This window comes from Sphingomonas sp. Root720 (assembly GCF_001428605.1).
Classification (GTDB): Bacteria; Pseudomonadota; Alphaproteobacteria; order Sphingomonadales; family Sphingomonadaceae; genus Rhizorhabdus.
In genome coordinates this window covers 175,086-198,815 of sequence record NZ_LMID01000013.1, presented here as the reverse complement: position 1 = coordinate 198,815, position 23,730 = coordinate 175,086, and the positions used below count along the sequence as shown (strand labels likewise).

Below are 23,730 nucleotides of genomic sequence, written 5' to 3'. Positions count from 1 at the left end.
CTGCACATCCGGGGAGGGAGCTTAGCGTCCCGTCAGCCGATAGGCGAGCGCCCGAAACATCCGTTTCGGCGATCCCTGCCGGCGCAGTTCCGCCGCCGGCATCGCCGCGTCGCGGTGCGCCAGCAGGGTCAGCAGACCGAGCGGGCGAAGAGCGGCCGGCCAGCGGCCGCTGGCGACCCCGCCGAGCCGCTCGGCGGCGGCTGCGCGGGCGAAGCGACGTGCCTCGGCATCGCGCAGCCGGTGGCCCAGCTCGGCGAGCGCCCAGCCTTCGCCGGCCCGGCCGATATCCTCGGGCACGGTGCCGAGCAGCGCCGCCGACAGCGCGAACAGCGGTCCGCCGCGCTCCTCGCCATGCGCGATTATCTGCGCCTCGCCCGGAACCTCCTCTTCCAGCAGCGCCGCCCAGCCCTCTTCGATCGCGGCGATCGACCGACCGGGCAATCCGGCGGGCAGCAATTGTGCGGCGGCGGCGGCCAACAGGGGTTCGGCGGGCACTGGCGGGCCCGGTTCGTCGAGTCGGGCCAGCGCATCGCGCCACCAGATCAGCCGCATCGCGCCGATCGCCGGTTCGCGCGCGGCGGCGACGATCGCGCCCATCCGCTCGTCGATCCGCCACAACAGGGCGAGCGGATCGCGGTGGGCCGCCGGTGCGTAGTTCAGCGCCAGCTGGCGTTCGGGATCGGAAAGGGGGGTGAGATCAGGCGTGCTGATAGATGCTGCCGTCGAGGTGGCGCTGGAGGCAGTCGAGCAGGGCGCCGCGGGTGAAGGGTTTGCGGAGGAGCTCATATTGCGCGCCATAGCCGAGCGCCAGTTCCTCGCTGAAGCCGCTCACGAGGACGATCGGCAGCTTCGGCCAGCGGCGGTTGAGCCGGCGCGCGAGCTGCACGCCGCTGAGGCCGGGCATGACGACATCGGTCAGCACGATGTCGAACGGCTCCGCCTCGTCGGCCAGGCGCAGGGCGTCCTCCGCCGATGTCGCCTGGACGATGTCGAGCCCGGACTCCTCGAGCATGAGGCAGGTTATCTCCGCGATCTGGGCATTGTCCTCGACGTAGAGGAGGCGACCCAGAAAGGGATCTCCGGCAGGTGCGGTTTCGGATGACGCTGCGGAATGCGGCGCTTTCTGTCCCATAAGCATACTCCCCAACCGACTCGGACCGGTCGGGGATTATTAACACAGATCGCCGGGGCGACTGTCCGCAAAAACCCGTACGGGGAGCCGCCTGCCGCTCAGTCCCTGTAGGCGGCCGCCTTCGCCGCGGCCACGACGTCGGAGACGTTGAGCAGCGCCGCCTTTTCGAGATTGGCCGCATAGGGCATCGGAACGTCCTGGTTGGTGACGCGGCGAACCGGCGCGTCGAGGTCGTCGAAACCCTCTTCCATCGCGATCGTGATGATCTCGGATGCGATCGAGCAGGTTGGCCAGCCTTCCTCGACGACGACCATCCGGTTGGTCTTCTTGAGGCTTGCCAGCACCGTCGCCTTGTCGAGCGGACGCAGGGTGCGCAGGTCGATGACCTCCGCATCGATCCCCTCGGCCTCGAGCTGCTTGGCGGCTTCGAGCGAGACGCCGACGCCGATCGAATAGCTGACGATGGTGACGTCCTTGCCGGGCCGGCAGATCCGCGCCTTGCCGATCGGCAGCACGTAATCGTCGAGCTTCGGAACCTCGAAGCTCTGGCCATAGAGAAGCTCGTTCTCCAGGAAGACGACCGGGTCCGGGCACCGGATCGCCGCCTTGAGCAGGCCCTTGGCGTCGGCCGCCGAATAGGGCGCGATCACGATCAGGCCGGGCACGCCGGCATACCAGGGGGCATAGTTCTGGCTGTGCTGCGCGCCGACGCGGGCGGCGGCGCCATTGGGGCCGCGGAACACGACCGGACAGCGCATCTGGCCGCCCGACATATAATTGGTCTTGGCGGCCGAATTGATGATGTGGTCGATCGCCTGCATGGCGAAGTTGAAGGTCATGAACTCGACGATCGGCTTGAGGCCGCCCATCGCGGCGCCCGTGCCGATGCCGGCGAAGCCATATTCGGTGATCGGGGTGTCGATGACGCGCTTGTCGCCGAACTCGTCGAGCAGGCCCTGGGTCACCTTGTAGGCGCCCTGATATTGCGCGACCTCCTCGCCCATCACGAAGACGTCGCCGTCCTTGCGCATCTCCTCGGCCATCGCGTCGCGCAGCGCCTCGCGGACGGTCGTCTTGACCAGCTCGGTCCCCTCGGGGACATCGGGGTCGTCGCGCGTGTCGGCGACCGCCGCGACCAGGTCGCGCGCGCCGGTTTCCATGCGGTGGGGCGTGGGGCTTTCCGGAGCGGGGACCTCGGCCTTCGGTTCGTCTCCGGCCGGTTCGGCGGCTTTCGTCTCCGGGGCGGGCGCGGCCTTCTTCGCCGGGGCGGCCTCTTCGCCTTCCTCGGCGATGCGGGCGATCACCGTGCCGACCTTCACCCCTTCGGTGCCGGCGGGAACGGTGATCTCGGCGATCGTGCCTTCGTCGACCGCCTCGAACTCCATCGTCGCCTTGTCGGTCTCGATCTCGGCGAGGATGTCGCCGGACTTGACGACGTCGCCTTCCTTGACGAGCCACTTGGCGAGCGTGCCCTCCTCCATCGTCGGGGAAAGCGCGGGCATCTTGAGATCGACAGCCATCAATATTGTCCCACCAGCACGTCGGTATAGAGCTCCTCGGGCTCAGGTTCGGGCGATTGTTCGGCGAAGTCGGCCGCTTCGGTCACGATCGCGCGGATGTCCTTCTCCAGCTTGCGGAGATCGTCCTCGCTGACGCCGGCCGCTTCGAGCTCCTTCTTGAGGTGGTCGATCGGGTCCGATTTGTCGCGCACCGCCTGGACCTCGTCGCGCGAGCGGTATTTGGCCGGGTCGGACATCGAATGGCCGCGATAGCGGTAGGTCTTGAGTTCGAGCAGGATCGGGCCCTTGCCCGCGCGGACCCAGGCGACCGCCTCCTCGGCGGCGCCGCGCACCGCGAGCACGTCCATGCCGTCGACCTGGATGCCGGGGATGCGGAAGCTTTCGCCGCGGCGGTAAAGCTGGTCCTCCGCCGACGACCGGTTGACGCTGGTGCCCATCGCATACTGGTTGTTCTCGATCACGAAGATGATCGGCAGCTTCCACAACTCGGCCATGTTGAAGCTTTCGTACACCTGGCCCTGGTTCGACGCGCCGTCGCCGAAATAGGCCATGGCGATGCCGCCATCGCCCGAATATTTGTGTTTGAAGGCGAGGCCGGTGCCGAGGCTCACCTGCGCGCCGACGATGCCGTGGCCGCCGTAGAAACGGTGGTCGACCGAGAACATGTGCATCGAGCCGCCCTTGCCGCGGCTGATCCCGGCGGCCCGGCCGGTCAGTTCGGCCATGATCAACTTGGGATCGATGCCATAGGCCAGCATGTGGCCATGGTCGCGATAACCGGTGATCACCGAATCCTTGCCGACCTCGAGCGCCGATTGCAGGCCGACGGCGACGGCCTCCTGGCCGATGTAGAGATGGCAGAAACCGCCGATCAGGCCGAGGCCGTAAAGTTGTCCCGCCTTTTCCTCGAACCGGCGGATCAGCATCATCTGCCGATAGAATTCCAGCATCTCTTCCTTGCTGGCCGTGTACCGCTCCGGTTCGGCCGGACGCTCGCGGTTGGAGGCGGGCGGCGCGGCGGCGGCGGCCGGTTTCGGCGCCGCCCTTGACGCGGCGGGTTTGCGCGGTGCGGCTTTCTTTGCCGCCGCGCGTGGCTGTGCTGGTTTCGCCAAGCGGATCGCTCCTTGTCCCGGGGAGGGGGTGACGGCATGCATATAGGCCGCCGCGCGCGGCGATTTCAACGTACTCTGGAATTTAGTTGCCCGGGCAGCGTCCAAGCCCGCCGCGAGGCACGAAACCGTGCTCAGTTTCGCGGAATAATGACCTCGTCGGGCCGCACCTGTCCGGTCGAGCGGCGCACCAGTTCCTCGCCGAAATCCGGATCGACGCGGTTGGGGTCGAGCAGCTTGGCGTGATGGCGCAGCCGATCGCGCACGGCCTCCGTGCGGTGCAACTCGTTGGACTTGAGCTGGAGCTGGCTGCGATAGCCGCCCAGCGCGAGCAGTCCGTTGGGACCGATCAGCGCCGAACTGGCGAAATAACCGATGATCAGAATCGCGACCGCGGGCAGCGCAGCGCTGCGGGCGATCTGGAAAAGGGGAACGCGATTCATCCAAGGACAGAATCACCTATGAGTCGCGCGATCAAGCCCTTTCGCGCGCTTTTGACGCTGAAATAGCGATATTTTCCGCTGGCCCGAGCGGATGATTCGGGGCGTAACGAAATATCGCTGCAAGTCCGGGGCACAACATCTGGTAGAAAAGCTGCGTGCTGGTGCCTCTGGGCCACGAGGGGTGGTGCTACGAGGCGGTCGGGAGGCTGGTTCGGCAATGTTCGCGCCAGGGGCGAAACGAAAGCGGGCGGGCGTTCCCGTGGGCAGATATGGCCGGGCAGGGCGACGGGCGGGGTAGGCGACCGGCATCGGCCCGAGGGCGCAGAGCGCTCGGCGCGCGGCATTTTACCGGCGCCGCTGTGATCCACGTCATAAAACTTCAGGTGGGTCCGGCTATCGAAACGCTTGACGCCCGGATCGATGGTCTTAGCGTCGCCGATGGTGGGGTGTAGCGGCGGGGGCGTCGCGGCATCCGTGATCGAACGGGGGAAAAATGCTGAAACTGCGTCATGTGGCGAGCGCCGCAATCCTTGGCGTCTGCCTGGCCGTTGCCGCCGGGCCGGCGATCGCCAAGAAGGATCGTTCGCACCAGGCGGTCGATCTCGATCCCGATCAGCGCGGCATCGTCTCGGGGGTCGGCATCGAAGGGCAGGATCTCGGCCGCATGGCCGACCAGATGGTCCGCGACCTGATGGCCAATCCCGAAATATCGAACCGGGCGACGCCGCCCCGGATCATCCTCGACAGCTCCGATCTGCGCAACCAGAGCTCGCAGCGGATCGACAAGGACATCATCACCGACGAGCTGCGCGGCAAGCTGATGGGTGCCGCACGCGGCAAGATGCGCTTCGTCAGCCGCGAGTTCATCGCCGCGGTCGAGCAGGAGCGCGCGCTGAAGCGCGACGGCGTCGTCGACAGCGGCACCACTGGGCTGACCCGCGCGACCGCCGGCGCCGACTACAAGCTGGTCGGCAAGATCACCTCGCTCGACAGCCGCAACAACGATACCGGCATGCAGGAGCGGCTGACGGTCATCTCGCTCGAGATGCTCGATCTCGAATATGGCACGCTCGTCTGGAACGGCACCTACAAGATCCGTCGTGCCGGCGCCGACGACGTCGTCTATCGCTGAGGTCGGATCGATGAAGACTATCCATCGGCTGGCGACCGGAATCGCCGCTCTCTCGCTGCTGTCGCTCGCCTCCGCCGTCCTGGCGCAGGATGTGGCCGTGCCCGTCGATCCCGCCGCCGCGAAGGCCGCGGCCAAGGCCCGCGCCAAGCAGGTCGCCGCCTGGAAGGCGCAATATGGCCCCGGCCCCTATCCCGACGAGGTCGAGGCCTTCGCCCAGACCCGCGAGGAGAAGCTGCGCGGCTATTATCGCGTCCTCTATTATGACGGCGAGCATAACGCCGTTCTCAATTATGAGCGGCTCGGCCTGCTGTCGATGGAACTCGGCTATTATGGCGACGCCGAAAAGGCGTTCGACGGCGCGCTCGACCGGATCGAGGCCTTCTACAACAAGGACAAGCAGGCCGAGAAGGCGACCTCGGCGACCCGGCTCGAGGTCAACAAGGACTTCAAGGGCGAGCCCTATGAGCGGGCGATGGCCTATTATTATCGCGGCCTGCTCTACCTGCGGAAGGGCGACTACGACAACGCCCGCGCCTCGTTCAAGGCGGCCGAATATCAGGATACGGTGTCGGGCGAGGAGAGTTTCCAGTCGGACTTCGCGCTGCTGACCTATCTGCAGGGCTGGGCGTCGCACTGCGCGGGCGATGGCAGCCAGGCGGCCGAGACCTTCGAGCAGGCGGCGAAGATCGATGCCAGGCTCAAGGCGCCTGGCCCGAACGACAATCTGCTGGTGCTGACCGAGCTCGGCGCCGGCCCGGTGAAGGCGACCGACGGCCAGTATCAGGAGAAGCTGGTCTTCCGGCCCGGCCCGGTCCTGCCGGAGAATGGCGCGATCGTGACGCTCGGCAGCGGCAAGACGACGCGCGCCTGGCCGCTGGTCCCGGCCGCCGACATCTATACCCAGGCCTCCACCCGCGGCGGCCGCGCGATCGACGGCATCCTCGACGGCAAGGCCCAGTTCAAGGCTGGGCTGGAGACCACCAGCACGCTCGCGACCGCCGTCGGCACCAGCTTCGCGCAGCAGATGGGCGGCAATGCGCTCTACGCCCAGGGAATCGGCGCGGCGCTGAGCATGTTCTCCAAATCGGTACGGCCGACCGCCGACACCCGCATGTGGGACGGCCTGCCCTCCACCATCCTGGTCGGCACCACCCGCTGGGGCGCCGCCGCGCCGGCACCCGCCGGCAAGGGCAAGAAGAAGGCCGCGTCCAAGGCTTCGGCTTCGGCTTCGGCGTCGGCCGGCTGGAGCATGCCGCCAGTCAGCGTGACCTATCGCCACGACGACGGCGGGATCGAGCTGGCCGGCACCCGGCCCATGGCCGCCAGCGCGGGGAAGTGCGGTATCGCCTGGGCCCGGTCGCGCAGCGTCGAGAGCCTGCCGCCGGAGGCGCCGGGCAACAACGCAAAGATCGCGCTGGCGCGCAAGAAGGACAAGAATGCCTGGGCCAAGGACGAGGCCTTTCGCGCGAAGCTGCGCTAGTTGCTCGATGGGAGACGGTTGATGAGGACATATCTGCTCGCCGCGATCGCCGCCGGGGCGCTGCTCGCCGCCCCGTCCCAGGCGCGCGAGAACCGCCCGGTCAAATGCGATATGGGCGATGCCAAGCGCTCATTGTCCGCAGGCGGCCCGGCGCTGGTCGCCAACGTGCCGTCGGCGATGACGCCGATCGACCTGAACGCGGTCCAGATGACCGACAAGAAGCTGGCCAACCGGGTCGTCGTCGAAGGGATGTTCGCCCGGCGGACCGACACCAATTCGGTCGAGGTGATAACCCGCTTCGTCAATTGCACGAAGAAGACGGTCGAGCTCGACGCGCGCTCCTCCTTCATGGACGAGAACCAGGTGCCGACCGAGGATTCGACCTATTGGAAGAAGGTGATCCTCGCGCCCAAGGCCACCGGGGTCTATCGCGGGCTTTCGATCGGCCGCGACGAGGTCAAATATTATCTGGTCGAAGTGCGGACCTCGCAGCCATGATCGGGGCCGCCATGATCCGTGTCTCGATCGCGCTGGCCGCGGGTCTCGCCGCCGTCCAGGCGCAGGCCGGGCAAGACGTGCCGCCGCCGCGCGCGATTCGTCCGGTGCAGCCGCTGCTGGCCGCCGCGCCCCCGCCGGCGGCCTATGGTGCGGCGCCGGGCCTGTGGCGCGATACGCCGCCGGTGATGCAGGGCTGGTCGCGGGACCGCCATGTCCCCGTCGTCGGCCTGGACCGGATAAGCGCCTGCGCGGCGCGGGCGCTGGTCGGCATGGCGGCGGCGGACGACGGCTGGCTCGACGAGGATGCGGACTATGCCGACGCCGATGCCGATTTCGGCGATGACGGCTTTTCGCCATGGGGGGACATGTGATGGGCAAGCGGGCCGGGTTCGCGGGGGCGATCGCCGCGATGCTGGTGGCGGGGAGCGCCGCCGTCGCGCAGCAATATCGGGACGACCTGCCCGAGGTGCTGCGCGCGCCGCCGCGCGGGAACGCCGCGGCGCAGAGCGAAGCGGCGACCGCCAGCGCCTTCCGCTCGGCCTATGCGCGCAGGAAGAGCCCGCGCATGGTCGTGTTCTGGAACCGCCAGCTCACCGATTCGCTGTCGACCACATATGAGCAATGGTCGCGCTTCACGCTCGCCGACGGGCGGGTGGTCGACAAGACCTATTATGACGACGGGTCGACCACCGTCGCCGGGCGCGGCGTCGAGGCCGAACTCCGCTCGGGCCGAACCGCGACCGCCGCGGACGGCGCGCGGATGGAGGGGCTGCCCGAACGGGCCGACTGGAAGGCCGCGCAGGGCTTCAACCGCACGATGCTCGCCGGTGGCGCCCGGCTGATCGACCGTACCCTGATCATGAGATCGACCGCGCTCGGCAAGGGCGTCAATCGCGGCGATGCCCAGTCGGTCGAGATGTCGGCGCTGATCGGCAAGGCCGACCTGCTGGTCGAGGTGCTGCAGACCCCCGACGGCGGTGCGCCGAGCGGCTATACCTTCCGGGTCGACGTCAAGGATATCCGCAGCGGCACCCTGCTGGCGACGGTCGTCACCCAGGGCGTCCCGCCGTCGGGCGGGCCGGGTCGCTGGGTGGCTGGGCCGAACGGCTATCAGCGCGAACGGCCCTTGCCGCCGGGCGTCGAGCAGGTCGGCGCGCGCGTAGCCGCCGAGGTGATGCAGGCGCTGGTGGCGAACTGGGGCTAGTCGCGTACCGATCCCCCGCTATAGGCGGATCGCATGCGGCCCTATTTCTACGCGATCGGAATCGGATCGAACCGGCGCCACGGCCGGCACGGCGCGCCGGCGGCGGTGGTGCGGGCGGCGATGGCGGCGCTCGACCGGGCCGGCATCCGCCTCGTCGGCCGGTCGCCGGTCATCGCCACGCCGGCCTTGGGCCCGGCGGGGCGCAGCTTCGCCAATGCGGCGATCATCGTCGAGACCGCACTCGAGCCGCCGGCGCTGCTCGCCCGCCTCAAGGGGCTGGAGGCGGCGTTCGGCCGGCGCCGGGGGCGCCGCTGGGGGGCGCGCGTCCTCGATCTCGATATATTGCTCTGGTCGGAAGGGCATTGGCCGCTCCGGGGGAAGGGGCGGCTGACGGTGCCGCATCGATCGCTCGAGCTGCGCGATTTCGTGCTCAGGCCCTTGCTGGCGATCGCGCCGGGATGGCGGGTCGGTCGCGGCGCGAGGACTGTGCGCCATGCGCGCGCCAGGCTTCTCCGCGGGGCGGGTTGACCACGGCAGCCGCGCCCAATAGGGAAGCGCGGTCGGTGGGTCCGTAGCTCAGTTGGTAGAGCAAGCGACTTTTAATCGAGAGGTCCCGGGTTCGAATCCCGGCGGACCCACCAGACGCCGCCCGAGCCGGCGACTCCGGTCTTCAGGAAATGAAAAGGCTCATGACCTGGCTCGCGATGAGCCAGAGAGCGCCCGCGCCGATCACTGCGGCGACGAGATAGGCGTGGGCAGGAAGGCGTTCGACCATTATTTGCAACCCTTTGCGTAACTTGCCCGCTCCTACCGCGCCGCCTTTCTCGGCTCAATCGATCAGCGGGCGCCTTAATGATCGATCCATTCGATTTTAGTCGAAGTTCATGCAGGGCTCTGCACGGCGAGCGGCCAATATGTGGTTTTCGCCGCCTTAACCTTGGCGGGTTACCGGACCTTAAGTCGGCAACGGCTAGACCAAAGTCGTAGGGACGACAAAAGGATGGTCCGAATGCACAAGTTCACGAAGCTCCTTCGCGACAGCCGTGGCGCGACCGCCATCGAATATGGCCTGATCGCGGCGCTTATCGCGGTCGCGGCGATCACCGCCATGACGGCGCTGGGCAACCAGCTTTCCACGACGTTCAACAATGTCAGCAATAATATGAAGGCCTCGTAAGAGCCTTCGCATCCCCCGCTTCCGCTGCCCCGGCCGGTGTGTCCCCGGCCGGGGTCTTTACGTCCTGGGACCATGGCGCGTCGCCATCCGGCCTTGCCCCGGCGCGTGCCGTTCCCTAACTGTTCACGGGTGACTCACGATAGCCCCGTCCCCGAACCCGCCTATCTGCGCGGCCTCAATCCGCCGCAGCGCGAAGCGGTCCTCACCACCGAAGGGCCGGTTCTCGTCCTTGCGGGTGCCGGCACCGGCAAGACGGCGGCGCTGACCGCGCGGCTCGCGCACCTCGTCGCGACGCGGCGGGCCTGGCCCTCGGAAATCCTGGCCGTCACCTTCACCAACAAGGCCGCGCGCGAGATGCGCGAGCGGGTCGGCCGGTTGCTCGGCCAGGCGGTCGAGGGGATGCCCTGGCTCGGCACCTTCCATTCTGTCGCGGCGCGGATGTTGCGGCGCCATGCCGAACTGGTCGGCCTCACCCCCAGCTTCACCATCCTGGACACCGACGACCAGCTCCGCCTGCTCAAGCAGCTGCTCGCCGCCGCCGACCTCGACGAGAAGCGTTGGCCCGCGCGGCAGCTCGCCGGGCTGATCGACCGCTGGAAGAATCGCGGCCTGACCCCGGCGGAGATCGACGCGGGCGAGGCCGAGCAGTTCGCCAACGGCCGGGGCGGGGAGCTGTACCAGCAATATCAGGATCGGCTGCGCGCGGTGAACGCCTGCGACTTCGGCGACCTGCTGCTGCACATGCTGGTGATCCTGAAGACGCACCGCGACGTGCTGGCCGATTATCAGCAGCGCTTCCGCTATGTGATGGTCGACGAATATCAGGACACCAACAGCTCCCAATATCTCTGGCTCCGCCTGATCGCGCAGGAGCGCAAGAACATCTGCTGCGTCGGCGACGACGACCAGTCGATCTATTCGTGGCGCGGCGCCGAGGTGGCGAACATCCTGCGCTTCGAGCGCGACTTCCCCGGCGCGGCGGTGATCCGGCTCGAACAGAATTACCGCTCGACCCCGCACATCCTCGCGGCGGCGAGCGGGCTGATCGACCATAATGGCGGACGGCTGGGCAAGACGCTGTGGACCGAGGAGGCGGAGGGCGACAAGGTCCGGATCGTCGGCGTCTGGGACGGGCCCGAGGAGGCGCGCCGGGTCGGCGACGAGATCGAGGCGCATGAGCGCGGCGGCGGCAGGCTCGACGATGTCGCGATCCTCGTCCGTGCCCAGTTCCAGACCCGCGAGTTCGAGGACCGCTTCATCGCGATCGGCATGCCGTACCGCATCGTCGGCGGCTTCCGCTTCTACGAGCGCGCCGAGATCCGTGACGCGCTCGCCTATCTGCGGGTGATCGGCCAGCCGGCCGACGACCTTGCGTTCGAGCGGATCATCAACACCCCCAAGCGTGGCTTGGGCGACAAGGCGGTGGCGAAGATCCACCAGCTCGCGCGAATCGAGGGCATCCCGATGACCCTGGCCGCGGCGCGCATCCTGGGCACCGACGAGCTGACCCCGCAGGCACGCCGCGCGCTCGGCAACCTCGTCGGCGACATCGCCCGCTGGCGCGACCTGCTGTCGCAGCTGTCGCATCCCGAACTGACCCGGCAGGTGCTGGAGGAATCGGGCTATGTCGCGATGCTCCAGAACGAGAAGTCGACCGAGGCCGAGGGGCGGCTCGAAAACCTCAACGAGCTTGCCCGCGCCATGGAGGACTATGAATCGCTGGGCGATTTCCTCGAACATGTCAGCTTGGTCATGGACAATGACGCCGAGGCGGACACGCCGAAGGTCACGGTGATGACGATCCATGCCGCCAAGGGATTGGAGTTCGGCACCGTCTTCCTGCCCGGCTGGGAGGAAGGGGTCTTCCCGTCGCAGCGCTCGCTCGACGAGGGCGGGCTCGCCAGCCTCGAGGAGGAACGGCGGCTCGGCTATGTCGCGATCACCCGCGCGCGGCGGCGCTGCACGATCATCCACGCCGCCAATCGCCGCATCTACGGGCAATGGACCTCGTCGATCCCGTCGCGCTTCGTCGCCGAGCTGCCGCAGCAGCATGTCGAGACCGAGACGACGATGTCGGGCGGCGAATCGCTGTGGCGCGCGCAATGGTCCGAGCATGCCGATCCCTTCGCGCATGTCGGGCGGTCGCAGGGCCGGGGACCCGGCTGGCAGCGCGCGACCGCCGCAGGTGGGCTCGGCACGCCGCAGACCGGATCGCGGGTGGTCGAGGCGCGTGCCTCGGCGGTCAGCTTCGCCCAGCCGCCGCGCAAGGACATCGCGCTCGGCCAGCGCGTCTTCCACACCAAGTTCGGCTATGGCGCGGTCGTCGAGATCGAGGGCAACAAGCTGGAGATCGACTTCGAGCATGCCGGCCGCAAGCGCGTCCTCGACAGCTTCGTCAGCCTGCCCTGAGAAGTTATTTCTACTAACATAGTAGAATTATAGATCCCGGTCTTTGATCGACGGTTGCGGGAAGCACGGCCGAACGCCTAGAGAAAACCCATGGCGAAGACCCAGCATCCTCTTTCCATTCCAGCCTACCGGTCCTACTGGCTCGCCCGCTTCTCCTCGACCCTCGCGCTCAACGGCATGGTCGTGGTCATCGGCTGGCAGGTCTACGACGTCGCCCGGCGGACCATGTCCCCGCGCGAGGCGGCCTTGCAGCTCGGCCTGATCGGACTGGTCCAGTTCCTGCCGCTGATGCTGCTGACGCTGGTGACCGGGCTCGCCGCCGACCGGGTCGACCGGCGCTGGATCGCGCGGAGCACCGCCGCGCTGGAGATGCTCTGTGCCGCCGCGCTGGCGCTGATGACATGGCTGCACGTCATCAACCTGCCGGCGCTGTTCGTGATCGCGGCGCTGCTGGGCGTCGCGCGCGCTTTCGCCGGGCCTGCGCTCCAGGCGCTGGCGCCCAATCTGGTACCGAAGCAGATCCTGCCCGCCGCCATCGCGGTCAGCTCCTTCGCCTGGCAGGTCGGGGCGATCGCCGGCCCGCCGCTCGGCGGCTATCTCTACGCCATCTACGCGCCGCTCTCCTATGCGGTGGCCGCGGTCCTGCTCGCCTTCTCGACCGTGATGCTGATGACGATCGGGCCGGTGCCGCGCACCGCGATCGTCGGGTCGCGCAATCCCTGGGCGCAGATGCTGGAGGGGATTTCCTACCTCAGGCGCAACCGGCTGGTGCTCGGCGCGATCTCGCTCGACCTGTTCGCGGTGCTGCTCGGCGGCGCTACGGCGATGCTGCCCATCTATGCGCGCGACATCCTCCATGTCGGATCGTCGGGGCTCGGCCATCTCCGCGCGGCGCCCGCGATCGGCGCCGCGGCCGTCGCGATCGGCCTCAGCCGCTGGCCGCTCCATAGCAATGTCGGCTTCAAGCTGCTCGTCGCGGTCGCGGTGTTCGGCGCGGCGACGATCGTCTTCGGCATTTCCTACCGGTTGCCCGAGCCGTTGCTGATCTCGCTGGTCTGCCTCGCGCTGCTCGGCGCCGCCGACATGGTCTCGGTCTATGTCCGCCAGACGCTGATCCAGCTCTACACCCCCGACGAGATGCGCGGGCGGGTGGGGGCGGTCTCGACCCTGTTCATCTCGGGATCGAACGAGCTGGGCGAGGCCGAGTCCGGTTTCCTCGCCGCGCTGGTCGGCCCCGTCACGGCGGTGGTCGCGGGCGGGATCGGCACGATCATGGTCGCCGTCTTGTGGGCGAAGCTCTTTCCGGAAATATTGCGGGCGAGGACCTTCGATCCGCCTACATCGTTCGAGAATGTGCCAGGTCAGGAGAAGACAGCATGACCAAATACGCATCGATACTGGAGACGATCGGCGCTACGCCGCACGTCCGCGTCAATCGCCTGTTCGGCGACGCCGAGGTCTGGATCAAGTCGGAACGCGGCAACCCCGGCGGATCGATCAAGGACCGCATCGCCCTGGCGATGATCGAGGATGCCGAGCGCTCGGGCAAGCTCAAGCCCGGCGGCACGATCATCGAGCCGACCAGCGGCAACACCGGCATCGGCCTCGCGCTCGTCGCCGCGGTGAAGGGCTACAAGCTCGTGCTCGTCATGCCGGAAAGCATGTCGATCGAACGGCGCCGGCTGATGCTCGCTTATGGCGCGACCTTCGACCTTACTCCGCGCGAGAAGGGCATGAAGGGCGCGATCGAACGCGCGCTGGAGCTGCAGGCGCAGACCCCGGGCGCGTGGATCCCGCAGCAGTTCGAGAATGCCGCGAACATCGACGTCCATGTGCGGACCACTGCCGAGGAGATCTACGCCGATTTCCAGGATAGCCCGATCGACCTGATCGTCACCGGGGTCGGCACCGGCGGCCATATCACCGGCGTCGCGCAGGTGCTCAAGCCGCGCTGGCCGAACCTCAAGGTCTTCGCGGTCGAGCCGACCCTGTCGCCGGTCATCTCGGGGGGCCAGCCCGGCCCGCACCCGATCCAGGGCATCGGCGCCGGCTTCGTCCCCGCCAACCTCCACACCCAGCTGCTCGACGGGGTGGTCCAGGTCGATCCCGCCGACGCCAAGGATTATGCCCGCCGCTCGGCGCGCGAGGAGGGTGTCCTCGTCGGCATCAGCTCGGGCGCGACCCTCGCGGCGATCGCGCAGAAGCTGCCGGAGTTCGTCGGCAAGCGCGTGCTGGGCTTCAACTACGACACCGGCGAGCGCTATTTGTCGGTCCCGGATTTCCTGCCGGAGTGATCGACCTTCACCGATGACGTCATGCCAGCGCTGGCGTCTTTCTTCCCGAAGGCGGAAAGGCAGAGAGATCCCGGCTTTCGCCGGGATGACGATGACGAGAATGGAGATGGGCTCTTACGCAAAGGCCCCGCGCTGGCTGGCATCTGGGGCGGCTCCTGCCTCGCGCTCGTCTCCTCTCTCCGGAGATCCCGGCCTCCGCCGGGATGACGGGTTACGCAAAGGTCCCGCCTGCGCTGGCATGACGATCATCGTTCGGAGGGTGTTTCCTCCTCCCCCGCGCTGCCGATCGACTGGTCGATCAGCCCGGCGCGCATCATCAGCCAGAACAGGATGATGCCGGGCAGCGCGGCGACGGTGGTGAGCAGGTAGAAGTTCACATAGCCGATGCCCTCGAGCATCGCGCCCGCGGTGGTGCCGGTCAGCACCCGGCCGACGATGCTCGCGGCGGCGGAGATCAGCGCATATTGGGCGGCGGTGAAGCGCAGGTCGCACAGCGCGGAGAAATAGGCGACGACGCAGACGCCGCCGATGCCGCTGGCGATATTCTCGAACCCGATCGCGCCGGCCATCGCCCAGTTGCTGTGGCCGCTCGCCGCCAGCCCGGCGAAGCTGAGGTTCGACACCCCCATCAGCACCAGGCTGAACAGCACCGACCGCTTCATCCCCAGCCGCGAATAGAGCATGCCGCCGATGAAGATGCCGATCAGATAGGCCCAGAAGCCGAAGCCGATATCGTAGATCGCGATCTCGTCATTGGTGTAGCCCAGGCTGTCGAACAGCAGCCGGAAGGTGAGGTTGGCCAGCGTGTCGCCGATCTTGTGGAGCAGGATGAACAGCAGCACGAGCATCGCCCCGCGCCGCCGGAAGAACTCGGCCAGCGGGCCGACGATCGATGCGAGCATCTCGCTGCGGGTGCGGCGGCTGGTCGGCTCGCGGTGGCGGGCGGGCTCGCCCATGATCAGCGCGGCGACCATCGCGGGCAGGGCGAAGGCGGCGCAGGCCATATAGGCGATGTTCCAGCCCATCCGATCGGCGAGGATGAGCGCGAGCGCACCGGCGGCGGTCGATCCGATCCGCCAGCCATATTGCGACATGCCCGCGCCGACGCCCAGCTGCCGGGCCTCGAGCAGCTCGATCCGATAGGCGTCGATGATGATGTCGAAGGTGGCGCCCGCCGCCCCGACCATGATCGCCGCCACCGCCGTCTGCATCAGGCTGGCCTTGGGATCGACCAGGCCGAGATGGACGACCGAGGCGATCACCAGCACGCCGATCACCAGCATCCAGGAAACCCGCTGGCCGAGCCGGCCGATCACCGGCAGCCGCACGCCGTCGACGACCCAGGCCCAGAGGAATTTGAGGTTGTAGACGAGGAAGGCGAGGGTGAAGGCGGTCACCGCCTTCTTGTCGATCCCGTCCTGCGCGAGCCGCGTCGTCAGCGTCGCGCCGATCATCGCGTAGGGAAAGCCCGAACTCATCCCCAGGAACAGCGCGGCGAGCGGCGCCGGCTCGGTATAGGGCCGGATCGCCCCGATGATGCCCCTGCTTTCGACGGCCGTGCCGTCCGCCCCCGATATGTCGTTCATCGGCGCAGCATAGCGTCGGCTTCCCAGGAAAAAAGAGCCGTCGGTTTATTGCCTGTGGAGCGTGTCACATAGGCCTCGCAAAGCGCTGCCCGGTTCTCGGGTTGCAGGACGGGGCCTCTTCCCATGCATGTCTCGCGCTGGCGTTTCAGCACGAAGCTCGGCGTCATTTGCTTTACGAGTCTGCTGACCGGGATCTCGCAGTCGCAGTCATCCGGATCGCAAAAGTCCTTTGGATCGAGGGCGATGGGATCAGGCTGGCTCTTGGTAGCCAAGAGAATGGCATCGTTGTCCTTCCAGCAGTACCGATTACCAAAATTGAGACCTGGCTGTATCTTCTCGAGTTCCACGGGGGTGGGAAAGCGCCGACCGTGGATATCTATCTCCACGATTTCGCTTGTGTCGTTGGGTATCACTACCGGAAGCGCGTCACAGCCCGTCAGCAATAGCGGAAGACCGACGGAGAGCAGGTATTTCATCAGCCGCCGCCCTTTTGGCGATGTTTCCATTCGCTGAAATCATCTGCCTCCCGTTCATAGGGATTCGGCGTGCCGGTCAACGCCTCATGCACGAGATGGAGGAGATAGCCAGGCACGAAGGTCGGATTTTGATACTGATAGGTGTGGCCGCTTTCATGTTCGGCCGTGGTCGCAGCCGTGGGGGCGCCATCATACCGATTGTTAAGATCGCCGGGGCGGCTTCCCGGACCATGAAGAACGGCGTTTCCCAACGTAAAAGCGCGGCCCTTGTCACCGAAATAGCCGCTCTCGAACTGGATGCCGTTGTCACGCATGGAAATGCCCGCGCGTTTGTCGCCCGCCGCTCTCGCCAGGGCGACATTGGCCATTCCCGCCACACTGCCCGCCAATGTGAATGGAGCCGCATAAAGCTTGCCTGCGATGTCGGAGATTTTGGTCTTGGGGACAAGTCTGTCAGCTGCGGCCCTGGCGGCCTGTCGTTGCCGGAAGTCCTTCACGATCCGCTTAATTTGAGGCGGCGTCAGTGAACCAGGCCGAGGACTGCCTTGCTGCGCGAAACCGAGAGCCGGGTTCATATTTCGAATCCGAAAATCGGGGATCGACGGCGGCAGTGCTCGCTTGGACATTCAACTCTCCTCGTCTTCAGGTCGAGGAGTAGCGAATTGGCATCAGATTGTCAAGAACAAAAAGGGAACATTAGCCGGCGGAACCGGCTCCGTCAATGTCATATAATGTCAGCCCGCGCGGCAGGCGCCGCGGCTTCGCCCCGTCCAGATGCGCCTCGACCGCCTCGATCGCCTGGCGGAGTTCCTTCTGCGTATAGGGCTTGGCGAGGCAGCCGATCGCGATCTTCGGGGCGTCGACCGGGCAGGTCGCGGTGACGAACAGGACGGGGATGCCCGCCTGCCTGGCAGCGACCGCCACGTCGCGGCCGCTGCTCTCGTTGAGCCGCACGTCGGCCAGGATCAGGTCGATCCCGCCCGCCGGCAACAGCGCGAGGGCCTCCGGGGCGTTGTCCAGCGTCGCGACCACGGCGTAACCGAGGGTCTCAAGGAAATGCTCGTTGTCGAAGGCGATGAGCGGCTCGTCCTCGACGATCAGGAGGTTCTTCAGCCTGGACTCATTGCGACCGAACAGCATCTCGTCTCCCTCGCCGGCGGCCGGCACTTGACCCGGCGGGGCTTTCGCCCGACCACGGGTGACATTCTTTGCGGAGACGCCCGTGGCCAAGCGCCTCACCTACTACATCCTCGCGGCGATGATCCTCGGCATCATCGTGGGTATCACGCTGAACCGGACGATCACCGATCCCGCCACCCTGTCCAACGTCACCGAACATGTTTCGATCCTTACCGATCTGTTCCTGCGGCTGATCAAGATGATCATCGCGCCGCTGGTGTTCGCGACCCTCGTCACCGGCATCGCGCATATGGGCGACACGGCGGCGCTCGGGCGGGTCGGCTTCCGGTCGATCGCCTGGTTCCTGACCGCCAGCCTGCTGTCGCTGACCCTCGGCCTGATCATGGTCAACCTGCTCCAGCCGGGCGTCGGCGCCGATCTGGTGCTGCCGCCCGAAGGCGCGTCGGCCGGGGTGTCGCAGGCCGAATTCTCGCTGAAGCAGTTCATCACCCATCTCGTGCCGAAGAGCTTCTTCGAATCGATGGCGAACAACGAGATCCTGCAGATCGTCGTGTTCTCGGTCTTCACCGGCGTCGCGATCACCGCGGTCGGCGAGCGCGCGGCGCCGCTGGTGCGCGGCATCGAGGCGCTTGTGCAGGTGATGCTGCAGATCACCGACTATGTGATGCGCTTCGCCCCCTTCGCGGTGTTCGCCGCAGTCACCACCGCGCTGGCCGAGCAGGGGCCCGGCATCCTGATCAGCTTCGGCAAGTTCATGGGCAGCTTCTACCTGTCGATGATCCTGCTCTGGGTGGTGCTGCTCACGCTCTGCTATCTGATCGTCGGCGGGCGATCGAAGCTGCTGATCCGCTACATCCGCGAGCCGATCCTGCTCGCCTTCAGCACCGCGTCGTCGGAAGCGGCCTTCCCGCGCACGCTGGAGGCGCTCGACCGGTTCGGGGTGCCGCCGCGCATCGCCAGCTTCGTGCTGCCGCTCGGCTATTCGTTCAACCTCGACGGTTCGATGATCTACTGCACCTTCGCGACGATGTTCATCGCGCAGGCCTATGGCATCGAGCTGAGCTTCGGGCATCAGGTGACGATGCTGCTGATCCTGATGATCACGTCGAAGGGCATCGCCGGGGTGCCGCGCGCCAGCCTGGTGATCATATCGTCGACGCTGGCCTTCTTCGACATTCCCGAAGCGGGCCTGCTGCTGATCCTCGCGGTCGACCATTTCCTCGACATGGGGCGTTCGGCCACCAACGTCGTCGGCAACGCCGTGGCCAGCGTGATCGTCGCGAAATGGGAGGAGGGCAGGCTGGACGTGATCGAGCCATCCGAGATGGAGCCGCCCCACGCGCCCTGAGCGGGGCGCGGGGCGCTACTCCAACCGTCATCCCGGCGAAAGCCGGGATCTCCCTTTCTCCTCCGGACCTCGTCGGCTCGGATCGGATGAAGGCAGCGAGATTCCAGCTTGCGCTGAAATGACGGAGATACGGGACGCTACCTTACGAGATAGTCGTAGTAGGAGCCGTCCGGCGGACCGTCGAGCGCGTCCATCAGGGGGCCCATCGGCAGCTTCTTGAAGTCCGCCTTGATCGCCTCATGCGCTTCGATGCTCGCCCATTTCTCGATGAGGACGAAGCGCCGCTCGTTGCCGGCGTCGCGCAGCACCTCGGCGCCCTCGGAGCCCGGAAAGGCGACGACCGCCGTCGCCAGGTCGCGCAGCGCGGTTTCCAGCGCGGCGTCGTAGCCTTCCTTGGCGTGCATGATGTAGAGCCGTGCCGTCGTCATATGCCCTCCTTCGATATCATTGTCGTTCAGATGTCCTCGGCCAGCCGTCCGTAGAGTTCGGGCCGCCGGTCGCGGAAGAAGCCGAAGGCGGCACGATGGCGCTTGGCGAGGTCGATGTCGAGCGTCGCCACCAGCACGCCGGTCTCGGTCGCACCGAACTCGGCCAGCAGGTCGCCGCGCTGGTCGCAGATGAAGCTGTGGCCGTAGAAGGTCTGGCCGTTCTCGGTGCCGATCCGGTTGGCGGCGACGACCGGCACGACGTTCGACACGGCATGGCCGACCATAGCGCGCCGCCACAGCCGGCTGGTGTCGAGCTCGGGATCGTGCGGCTCGTTGCCGATCGCGGTCGGGTAGAACAGGATCTGCGCGCCCATCAGCATCATCGTGCGCGCGGTTTCGGGATACCATTGGTCCCAGCAGATGCCGACGCCGATCGTCGTGTCCCGCGCGGGCCACACCTTGAAGCCGGTATTGCCGGGGCGGAAGTAGAATTTCTCCTCATAGCCCGGCCCGTCGGGGATGTGGCTCTTGCGGTAGACGCCCATGATCCTGCCGTCGGGATCGATCATCGCCAGGCTGTTGTAGTGATGCTGCCCGTCCAGTTCGAAGAAGCTGGTCGGGATGTGGATCTTCAGCTCGGCGGCCAGCGCCTGCATCGCCCTGACGGCCTTGTGCTCGGCGGTCGGCCGGGCACGGGCGAACATGCCCTCGTCCTCGACCTGGCAGAAATAATGGCCCTCGAACAGCTCGGGCGGCAGCACGACCTGCGCACCCCTGGCCGCGGCCTCGCGGACGAGCTTGGAGACCTCGGCTATGTTGGCGTCGATGTCGTCGCTGAAGGCGAGCTGGAGCGCCGCCACGCTGATCTGGGTCATGTCCTTGGGGTCCTCACGCGGCCGGGAGCTGCTGGCTGATGCAGTGGAAGCTGCCGCCGCCGGTCAATATATGATCGGCGCGGAAACCGACAACCGACCGGGTCGGAAACAGCGCGGCGATCGCCGCCACCGCCGCTTCGTCATTGGCCGCGCCATAGAGCGGCACCACCACCGTGGCGTTGCCGACGTAGAAGTTCATGTAGGACGCCGGGATGATCTCCCCGTCGCTTTCGACCGCGCCGGGCGAGGGGATGGCGACCACCTCCAGCCCGAACGCGCGCGCGCGGTCGCGGGCATCGGCATAGACCGCCGCATTGGGATCGTCGTTGCCGGCCGGCTCGGGAATGGCGAGGACCCCCGGCGCCACGAAGCGCGCGAGATTGTCGACATGGCCGTCGGTATGGTCGTTGGCCAGCCCGTCGCCCAGCCACAGCAGCCGCTCGACGCCCAGCCCCTCGGTCAGGCGGTCCTCGATCGCGGCGCGGTCGAGCCCGGGATTGCGGTTGGGGTTGAGCAGGCATTGCTCGGTGGTGACGCCGATGCCGGCGCCGTCGACGTCGATCGCGCCGCCCTCGAAGATCCAGTCGCGGGTGCGGACCGGGAAGCCGGTGCGGGCGGCCAGGCGCGCGCCGACGCTCTCGTCGCCGGGCAGCGCATATTTGCCGCCCCACCAGTTGAAGCCGAAATCGGTCGCGGCGCGCCCGTCGCCGCCGCGGACGACGATCGGCGCGGTGTCGCGCAGCCAGATGTCGCCGAACGGCTCGACGATCACCTGCGCCGCGTCCCCCGCCAGCTCGGCGGCGCGGTCGGCCGAGGCCCCGTCGGCGGCGACGAGGATCACCGTCTCGCCCTTGCCGCCGGCATGGACGGCGCGCGCGAACGCGATCACCTCGGCGCGGGCTGGCTCCAGGTCGTCCTCCCACAGCTCGGGGTGGCTCGGAAAGCCGATCCAGACGGCGTCGTGCGGGGCCCATTCGGCGGGCTGGCGATAATTGGTCATGCCGCGCCAGATAGCGATCGCGCGTGACGGTTCAAAGGAGGAATATCGCGCGAAGCGAACGAGGCGCTCCATCGCCAATTCCCGCCGGCGCAAAGATCGGCTAGGCGTCGCGCATGACCATGGACCTTGATCAGGCACTTCGTTCCCGTCAGGCGCATTGGCTGGTGACCGGCGCGGCCGGGTTTATCGGCTCGCATCTGGTCCAGACCCTGCTCGCGGCCGGGCAGCGGGTGCGCGGCCTCGACAATTTCGCGACCGGCCATCGCAGCAACCTCGACGACGTGCGCGGCCGGGTGGGCGAGGAGGCCTGGGGGCGCTTCGCCTTCACCGAGGGCGACATCCGCGATCGCGCGGCCTGCGCGGCGGCGGTCGCCGGGGTCGACCATGTGCTGCACCAGGCGGCGCTGGGCTCGGTGCCGCGCTCGATCGCCGATCCACTGGCCTCGCACGACACCAACGCCACCGGCTTCGCCAACGTCATCGACGCGGCGCGGCTCGCCGGGGTGGCGAGCTTCGTCTACGCCTCGTCGAGCTCGGTCTATGGCGACGAGCCCGGCCTGCCGAAGGTCGAGGGGCGGATCGGCCGGGTGCTGTCGCCCTATGCGCTGACCAAGCTCCACAACGAGCTGACCGCCGAGGTCTATCGCCGCAGCTACGGCTTCGGATCGGTGGGACTGCGCTATTTCAACGTCTTTGGCCCGCGCCAGGATCCGAACGGCGCCTATGCGGCGGTGATCCCGCGCTGGATCGCCGCGATGATCGCCGACGAGCCGGTGCTGATCAACGGCGACGGCGCGACGAGCCGCGACTTCTGCTACGTCGCCAATGCGGTGCAGGCCAATCTGCGCGCGGCGCTGTTCGCGCCCGCCGGCGAGGCGCATCTGCTCAACGTCGCGGTCGGCGACCGGACCAGCCTCAACCAGCTGTTCGAGCTGCTGCGCGGGGCATTGGGCGGCGACGGGATCGTCTATCGGCGTGCGGCCGAGCATGGCGATTTCCGCCCCGGCGACGTGCGCCATTCGCTGGCGGACACCACGGCCGCCGCGCAGCTGATCGGCTATGCGCCGACCCACCGGATCGCCGAGGGGCTGGACGAGGCATTGCCTTGGTATCGCCAACTCGCCAAGGTAGCGCGATAGTCCAGGCGGCCGGACGGCCGGGGCAGGCAGACTTGGGGGGCGTGGCGTGAGCGTTGGAAACGGGATGAGCCGGATTGCGGTGATCGGGCTCGGATATGTCGGCCTTCCGCTCGCGGCGGCGCTGGCCAGGCATTTTCCGACGGTGGGCATCGATATCGACCAGGGCCGGGTCGACGAGCTGCGGCGCGGGCATGACCGCACCAACGAGCTGACCGCCGAGGCGCTTGCCGCCTCGTCGCTGGCGCTGGCCACCGATATCGGCGAGGCGGCCGACGCCGACGTCGTCATCGTCACCGTGCCGACCCCGGTCGACCATGCCAACCGGCCCGATCTCGGCCCGGTCATGTCGGCGACCCGCGCCGTCGCCTCGGTGCTCAAGCCCGGCCGCGGCACGATCATCGTCTATGAGAGCACCGTCTATCCGGGCGTGACCGAGGATCTGTGCGGGCCCGAGCTCGAGAAGCTGTCGGGGCTGCGGCGCGGCACCGACTTCTTCCTCGGCTACAGCCCCGAGCGGATCAACCCGGGCGACCGCGAGCACACCGTCGACCGCATCACCAAGGTGGTGGCGGGCGAGAATCCCGCGGTGCTCGACACGCTCTGCGCGATGTACGGGGCGATCACCACGGGCGGCACCTTCCGCGCGGCGTCGATCAAGGTCGCCGAGGCGGCCAAGGTGATCGAGAACGCCCAGCGCGACATCAACATCGCCTTCGTCAACGAGATCACCCAGATCTTCGGCAAGGTCGGCATCTCGATCTGGGACGTGCTGGCGGCGGCGGGGACCAAGTGGAACTTCCTGCGCTTCGTGCCCGGCCTCGTCGGCGGCCACTGCATCGGCGTCGATCCCTATTATCTCAGTTACCTTGCCCAGCAGCTCGGCCATTATCCGCGCGTCATCCTGGCGGGGCGCGGGATCAACGACGGCATGGGCGCCTGGATCGCCGACCAGATCCACGAGAAGGTCGCCAGCGGATCACGCATCCTGGTCCTCGGCCTGACCTTCAAGGAAAACGTCCCCGACCTGCGCAACTCGCGGGTGATCGACGTCGTCCGCCGGCTCGAATGGCTGCGGCACGAGGTCGTCATCCACGATCCGCTCGCCGACCCGGTCGAGGCGCGGCACGAATATGGCGTCGACCTGGCGGGCGATGCGCTCGACACGCGCTACGATGTCGTGATCGGAGCGGTGTCGCACGCCGACTATGCCGGGATCGCCGCCGACCGCCTCGCCGGGCTGGTGAAGGAGGACGGACTGGTCGCCGATCTCAAGGGCATGTGGAGCAAGCTCGACCTTCCGGCCCATGTGCGGCGCTGGTCGCTCTGACGCAAGGCGTACC

25 protein-coding genes and 1 tRNA gene are annotated in these 23,730 nt (G+C 67.4%); 14 read left to right on the top strand and 12 right to left on the bottom strand.

The features are described from left to right. Positions 1-21: 21 nt before the first annotated feature. From ASE22_RS18375 to ASE22_RS18355, 5 genes are all read right to left on the bottom strand, one after another. Positions 22-786 (bottom strand): hypothetical protein, encoded by a 765-nt coding sequence (locus ASE22_RS18375; protein WP_235536284.1) that lies wholly within the window; start codon positions 784-786, stop codon positions 22-24. Then, complete coding sequence (locus ASE22_RS18370; RefSeq protein WP_235536283.1) at positions 698-1,132, bottom strand: response regulator; 435 nt, start codon at positions 1,130-1,132, stop codon at positions 698-700. The genes ASE22_RS18375 and ASE22_RS18370 overlap by 89 nt, the downstream gene beginning before the upstream one ends. 98 nt (positions 1,133-1,230) lie before the next feature. Continuing rightward, positions 1,231-2,652, bottom strand: a complete 1,422-nt coding sequence (locus ASE22_RS18365; protein ID WP_056363105.1) for a pyruvate dehydrogenase complex E1 component subunit beta — start codon at positions 2,650-2,652, stop codon at positions 1,231-1,233. Beyond that, positions 2,652-3,764 (bottom strand): pyruvate dehydrogenase (acetyl-transferring) E1 component subunit alpha, encoded by a 1,113-nt coding sequence (gene pdhA, locus ASE22_RS18360; RefSeq protein ID WP_056364089.1) that lies wholly within the window; start codon positions 3,762-3,764, stop codon positions 2,652-2,654. The genes ASE22_RS18365 and pdhA overlap by 1 nt, the downstream gene beginning before the upstream one ends. Positions 3,765-3,895: 131 nt before the next feature. Beyond that, entirely contained in the window at positions 3,896-4,204 is a 309-nt protein-coding gene (locus tag ASE22_RS18355; RefSeq protein ID WP_056363102.1) for an FtsB family cell division protein, read from the bottom strand. Positions 4,205-4,697: 493 nt separating this feature from the next. On the opposite strand from ASE22_RS18355, the gene ASE22_RS18350 reads away from it, so the two are divergent. From ASE22_RS18350 to cysK, 11 genes are all read left to right on the top strand, one after another. Next, the gene (locus tag ASE22_RS18350; RefSeq protein ID WP_056363098.1) at positions 4,698-5,336 is read left to right on the top strand and encodes a penicillin-binding protein activator LpoB; all 639 of its coding nucleotides are present in this window, start codon (positions 4,698-4,700) and stop codon (positions 5,334-5,336) included. 10 nt (positions 5,337-5,346) lie between these two features. After that, positions 5,347-6,816 (top strand): tetratricopeptide repeat protein, encoded by a 1,470-nt coding sequence (locus ASE22_RS18345; protein ID WP_056363095.1) that lies wholly within the window; start codon positions 5,347-5,349, stop codon positions 6,814-6,816. Between the two features lie 21 nt (positions 6,817-6,837). Next, entirely contained in the window at positions 6,838-7,314 is a 477-nt protein-coding gene (locus tag ASE22_RS18340) for a hypothetical protein (RefSeq protein WP_056363090.1), read from the top strand. Further along, positions 7,311-7,685 carry a hypothetical protein gene (locus ASE22_RS18335; protein WP_056363086.1) on the top strand — a complete coding sequence of 125 codons (375 nt, stop codon included), beginning with the start codon at positions 7,311-7,313 and terminating at the stop codon, positions 7,683-7,685. The genes ASE22_RS18340 and ASE22_RS18335 overlap by 4 nt, the downstream gene beginning before the upstream one ends. Next, a complete protein-coding gene (locus ASE22_RS18330; RefSeq protein ID WP_056363082.1) occupies positions 7,685-8,518 on the top strand; it encodes a hypothetical protein in 834 nt (277 codons plus the stop codon). The genes ASE22_RS18335 and ASE22_RS18330 overlap by 1 nt, the downstream gene beginning before the upstream one ends. Positions 8,519-8,551: 33 nt before the next feature. Next, complete coding sequence (folK, locus tag ASE22_RS18325) at positions 8,552-9,046, top strand: 2-amino-4-hydroxy-6-hydroxymethyldihydropteridine diphosphokinase (RefSeq protein ID WP_056363080.1); 495 nt, start codon at positions 8,552-8,554, stop codon at positions 9,044-9,046. 37 nt (positions 9,047-9,083) lie between these two features. Beyond that, a tRNA-Lys gene (locus ASE22_RS18320) sits at positions 9,084-9,159 on the top strand. A 368-nt stretch (positions 9,160-9,527) separates the two neighbouring features. Next, entirely contained in the window at positions 9,528-9,695 is a 168-nt protein-coding gene (locus tag ASE22_RS18315) for a Flp family type IVb pilin (protein WP_029549160.1), read from the top strand. Positions 9,696-9,824: 129 nt separating this feature from the next. Then, positions 9,825-12,104 carry an ATP-dependent helicase gene (locus ASE22_RS18310; protein WP_056363078.1) on the top strand — a complete coding sequence of 760 codons (2,280 nt, stop codon included), beginning with the start codon at positions 9,825-9,827 and terminating at the stop codon, positions 12,102-12,104. Positions 12,105-12,194: 90 nt separating this feature from the next. Next, complete coding sequence (locus ASE22_RS18305; RefSeq protein WP_056363075.1) at positions 12,195-13,484, top strand: MFS transporter; 1,290 nt, start codon at positions 12,195-12,197, stop codon at positions 13,482-13,484. Further along, entirely contained in the window at positions 13,481-14,398 is a 918-nt protein-coding gene (gene cysK / locus ASE22_RS18300) for a cysteine synthase A (protein ID WP_056363072.1), read from the top strand. The genes ASE22_RS18305 and cysK overlap by 4 nt, the downstream gene beginning before the upstream one ends. Positions 14,399-14,643: 245 nt before the next feature. Here the strand turns inward: cysK and ASE22_RS18295 are convergent, their stop codons facing one another. The 4 genes from ASE22_RS18295 to ASE22_RS18280 all read right to left on the bottom strand — a co-directional run bounded on the left by ASE22_RS18295 (position 14,644) and on the right by ASE22_RS18280 (position 17,600). Next, entirely contained in the window at positions 14,644-15,984 is a 1,341-nt protein-coding gene (locus ASE22_RS18295; RefSeq protein ID WP_056363069.1) for an AmpG family muropeptide MFS transporter, read from the bottom strand. Then, positions 15,981-16,460 carry a hypothetical protein gene (locus ASE22_RS18290; RefSeq protein WP_200933089.1) on the bottom strand — a complete coding sequence of 160 codons (480 nt, stop codon included), beginning with the start codon at positions 16,458-16,460 and terminating at the stop codon, positions 15,981-15,983. The genes ASE22_RS18295 and ASE22_RS18290 overlap by 4 nt, the downstream gene beginning before the upstream one ends. Continuing rightward, the gene (locus ASE22_RS26880) at positions 16,460-17,086 is read right to left on the bottom strand and encodes a hypothetical protein (protein WP_156397134.1); all 627 of its coding nucleotides are present in this window, start codon (positions 17,084-17,086) and stop codon (positions 16,460-16,462) included. Before ASE22_RS26880 ends, ASE22_RS18290 begins: the two co-directional genes overlap by 1 nt. A 70-nt stretch (positions 17,087-17,156) precedes the next feature. Continuing rightward, positions 17,157-17,600, bottom strand: a complete 444-nt coding sequence (locus ASE22_RS18280; protein WP_056364088.1) for a response regulator — start codon at positions 17,598-17,600, stop codon at positions 17,157-17,159. 82 nt (positions 17,601-17,682) lie between these two features. Here ASE22_RS18280 and ASE22_RS18275 point away from each other — a divergent pair, with 82 nt between their 5' ends. After that, positions 17,683-18,948, top strand: a complete 1,266-nt coding sequence (locus ASE22_RS18275; protein ID WP_056363063.1) for a dicarboxylate/amino acid:cation symporter — start codon at positions 17,683-17,685, stop codon at positions 18,946-18,948. A 137-nt stretch (positions 18,949-19,085) separates the two neighbouring features. Here the strand turns inward: ASE22_RS18275 and ASE22_RS18270 are convergent, their stop codons facing one another. Genes ASE22_RS18270 through ASE22_RS18260 form a run of 3 tightly spaced genes read right to left on the bottom strand, consistent with a single transcriptional unit; the run spans position 19,086 to position 21,251 of the window. Continuing rightward, the gene (locus ASE22_RS18270; protein WP_056363060.1) at positions 19,086-19,376 is read right to left on the bottom strand and encodes a putative quinol monooxygenase; all 291 of its coding nucleotides are present in this window, start codon (positions 19,374-19,376) and stop codon (positions 19,086-19,088) included. Positions 19,377-19,402: 26 nt separating this feature from the next. Further along, positions 19,403-20,251 carry an N-carbamoylputrescine amidase gene (aguB, locus tag ASE22_RS18265; protein ID WP_056363057.1) on the bottom strand — a complete coding sequence of 283 codons (849 nt, stop codon included), beginning with the start codon at positions 20,249-20,251 and terminating at the stop codon, positions 19,403-19,405. A gap of 13 nt (positions 20,252-20,264) precedes the next feature. After that, a complete protein-coding gene (locus tag ASE22_RS18260; RefSeq protein WP_056364087.1) occupies positions 20,265-21,251 on the bottom strand; it encodes an agmatine deiminase family protein in 987 nt (328 codons plus the stop codon). Between the two features lie 113 nt (positions 21,252-21,364). Here ASE22_RS18260 and ASE22_RS18255 point away from each other — a divergent pair, with 113 nt between their 5' ends. Together ASE22_RS18255 and ASE22_RS18250 are read left to right on the top strand one after the other, a co-directional pair. After that, on the top strand, positions 21,365-22,390 hold the full coding sequence (locus tag ASE22_RS18255) for an SDR family oxidoreductase (protein WP_056363055.1): 1,026 nt from the start codon (positions 21,365-21,367) through the stop codon (positions 22,388-22,390). 64 nt (positions 22,391-22,454) lie between these two features. Then, on the top strand, positions 22,455-23,717 hold the full coding sequence (locus ASE22_RS18250) for a nucleotide sugar dehydrogenase (RefSeq protein ID WP_156397133.1): 1,263 nt from the start codon (positions 22,455-22,457) through the stop codon (positions 23,715-23,717). Positions 23,718-23,730: the final 13 nt, after the last annotated feature.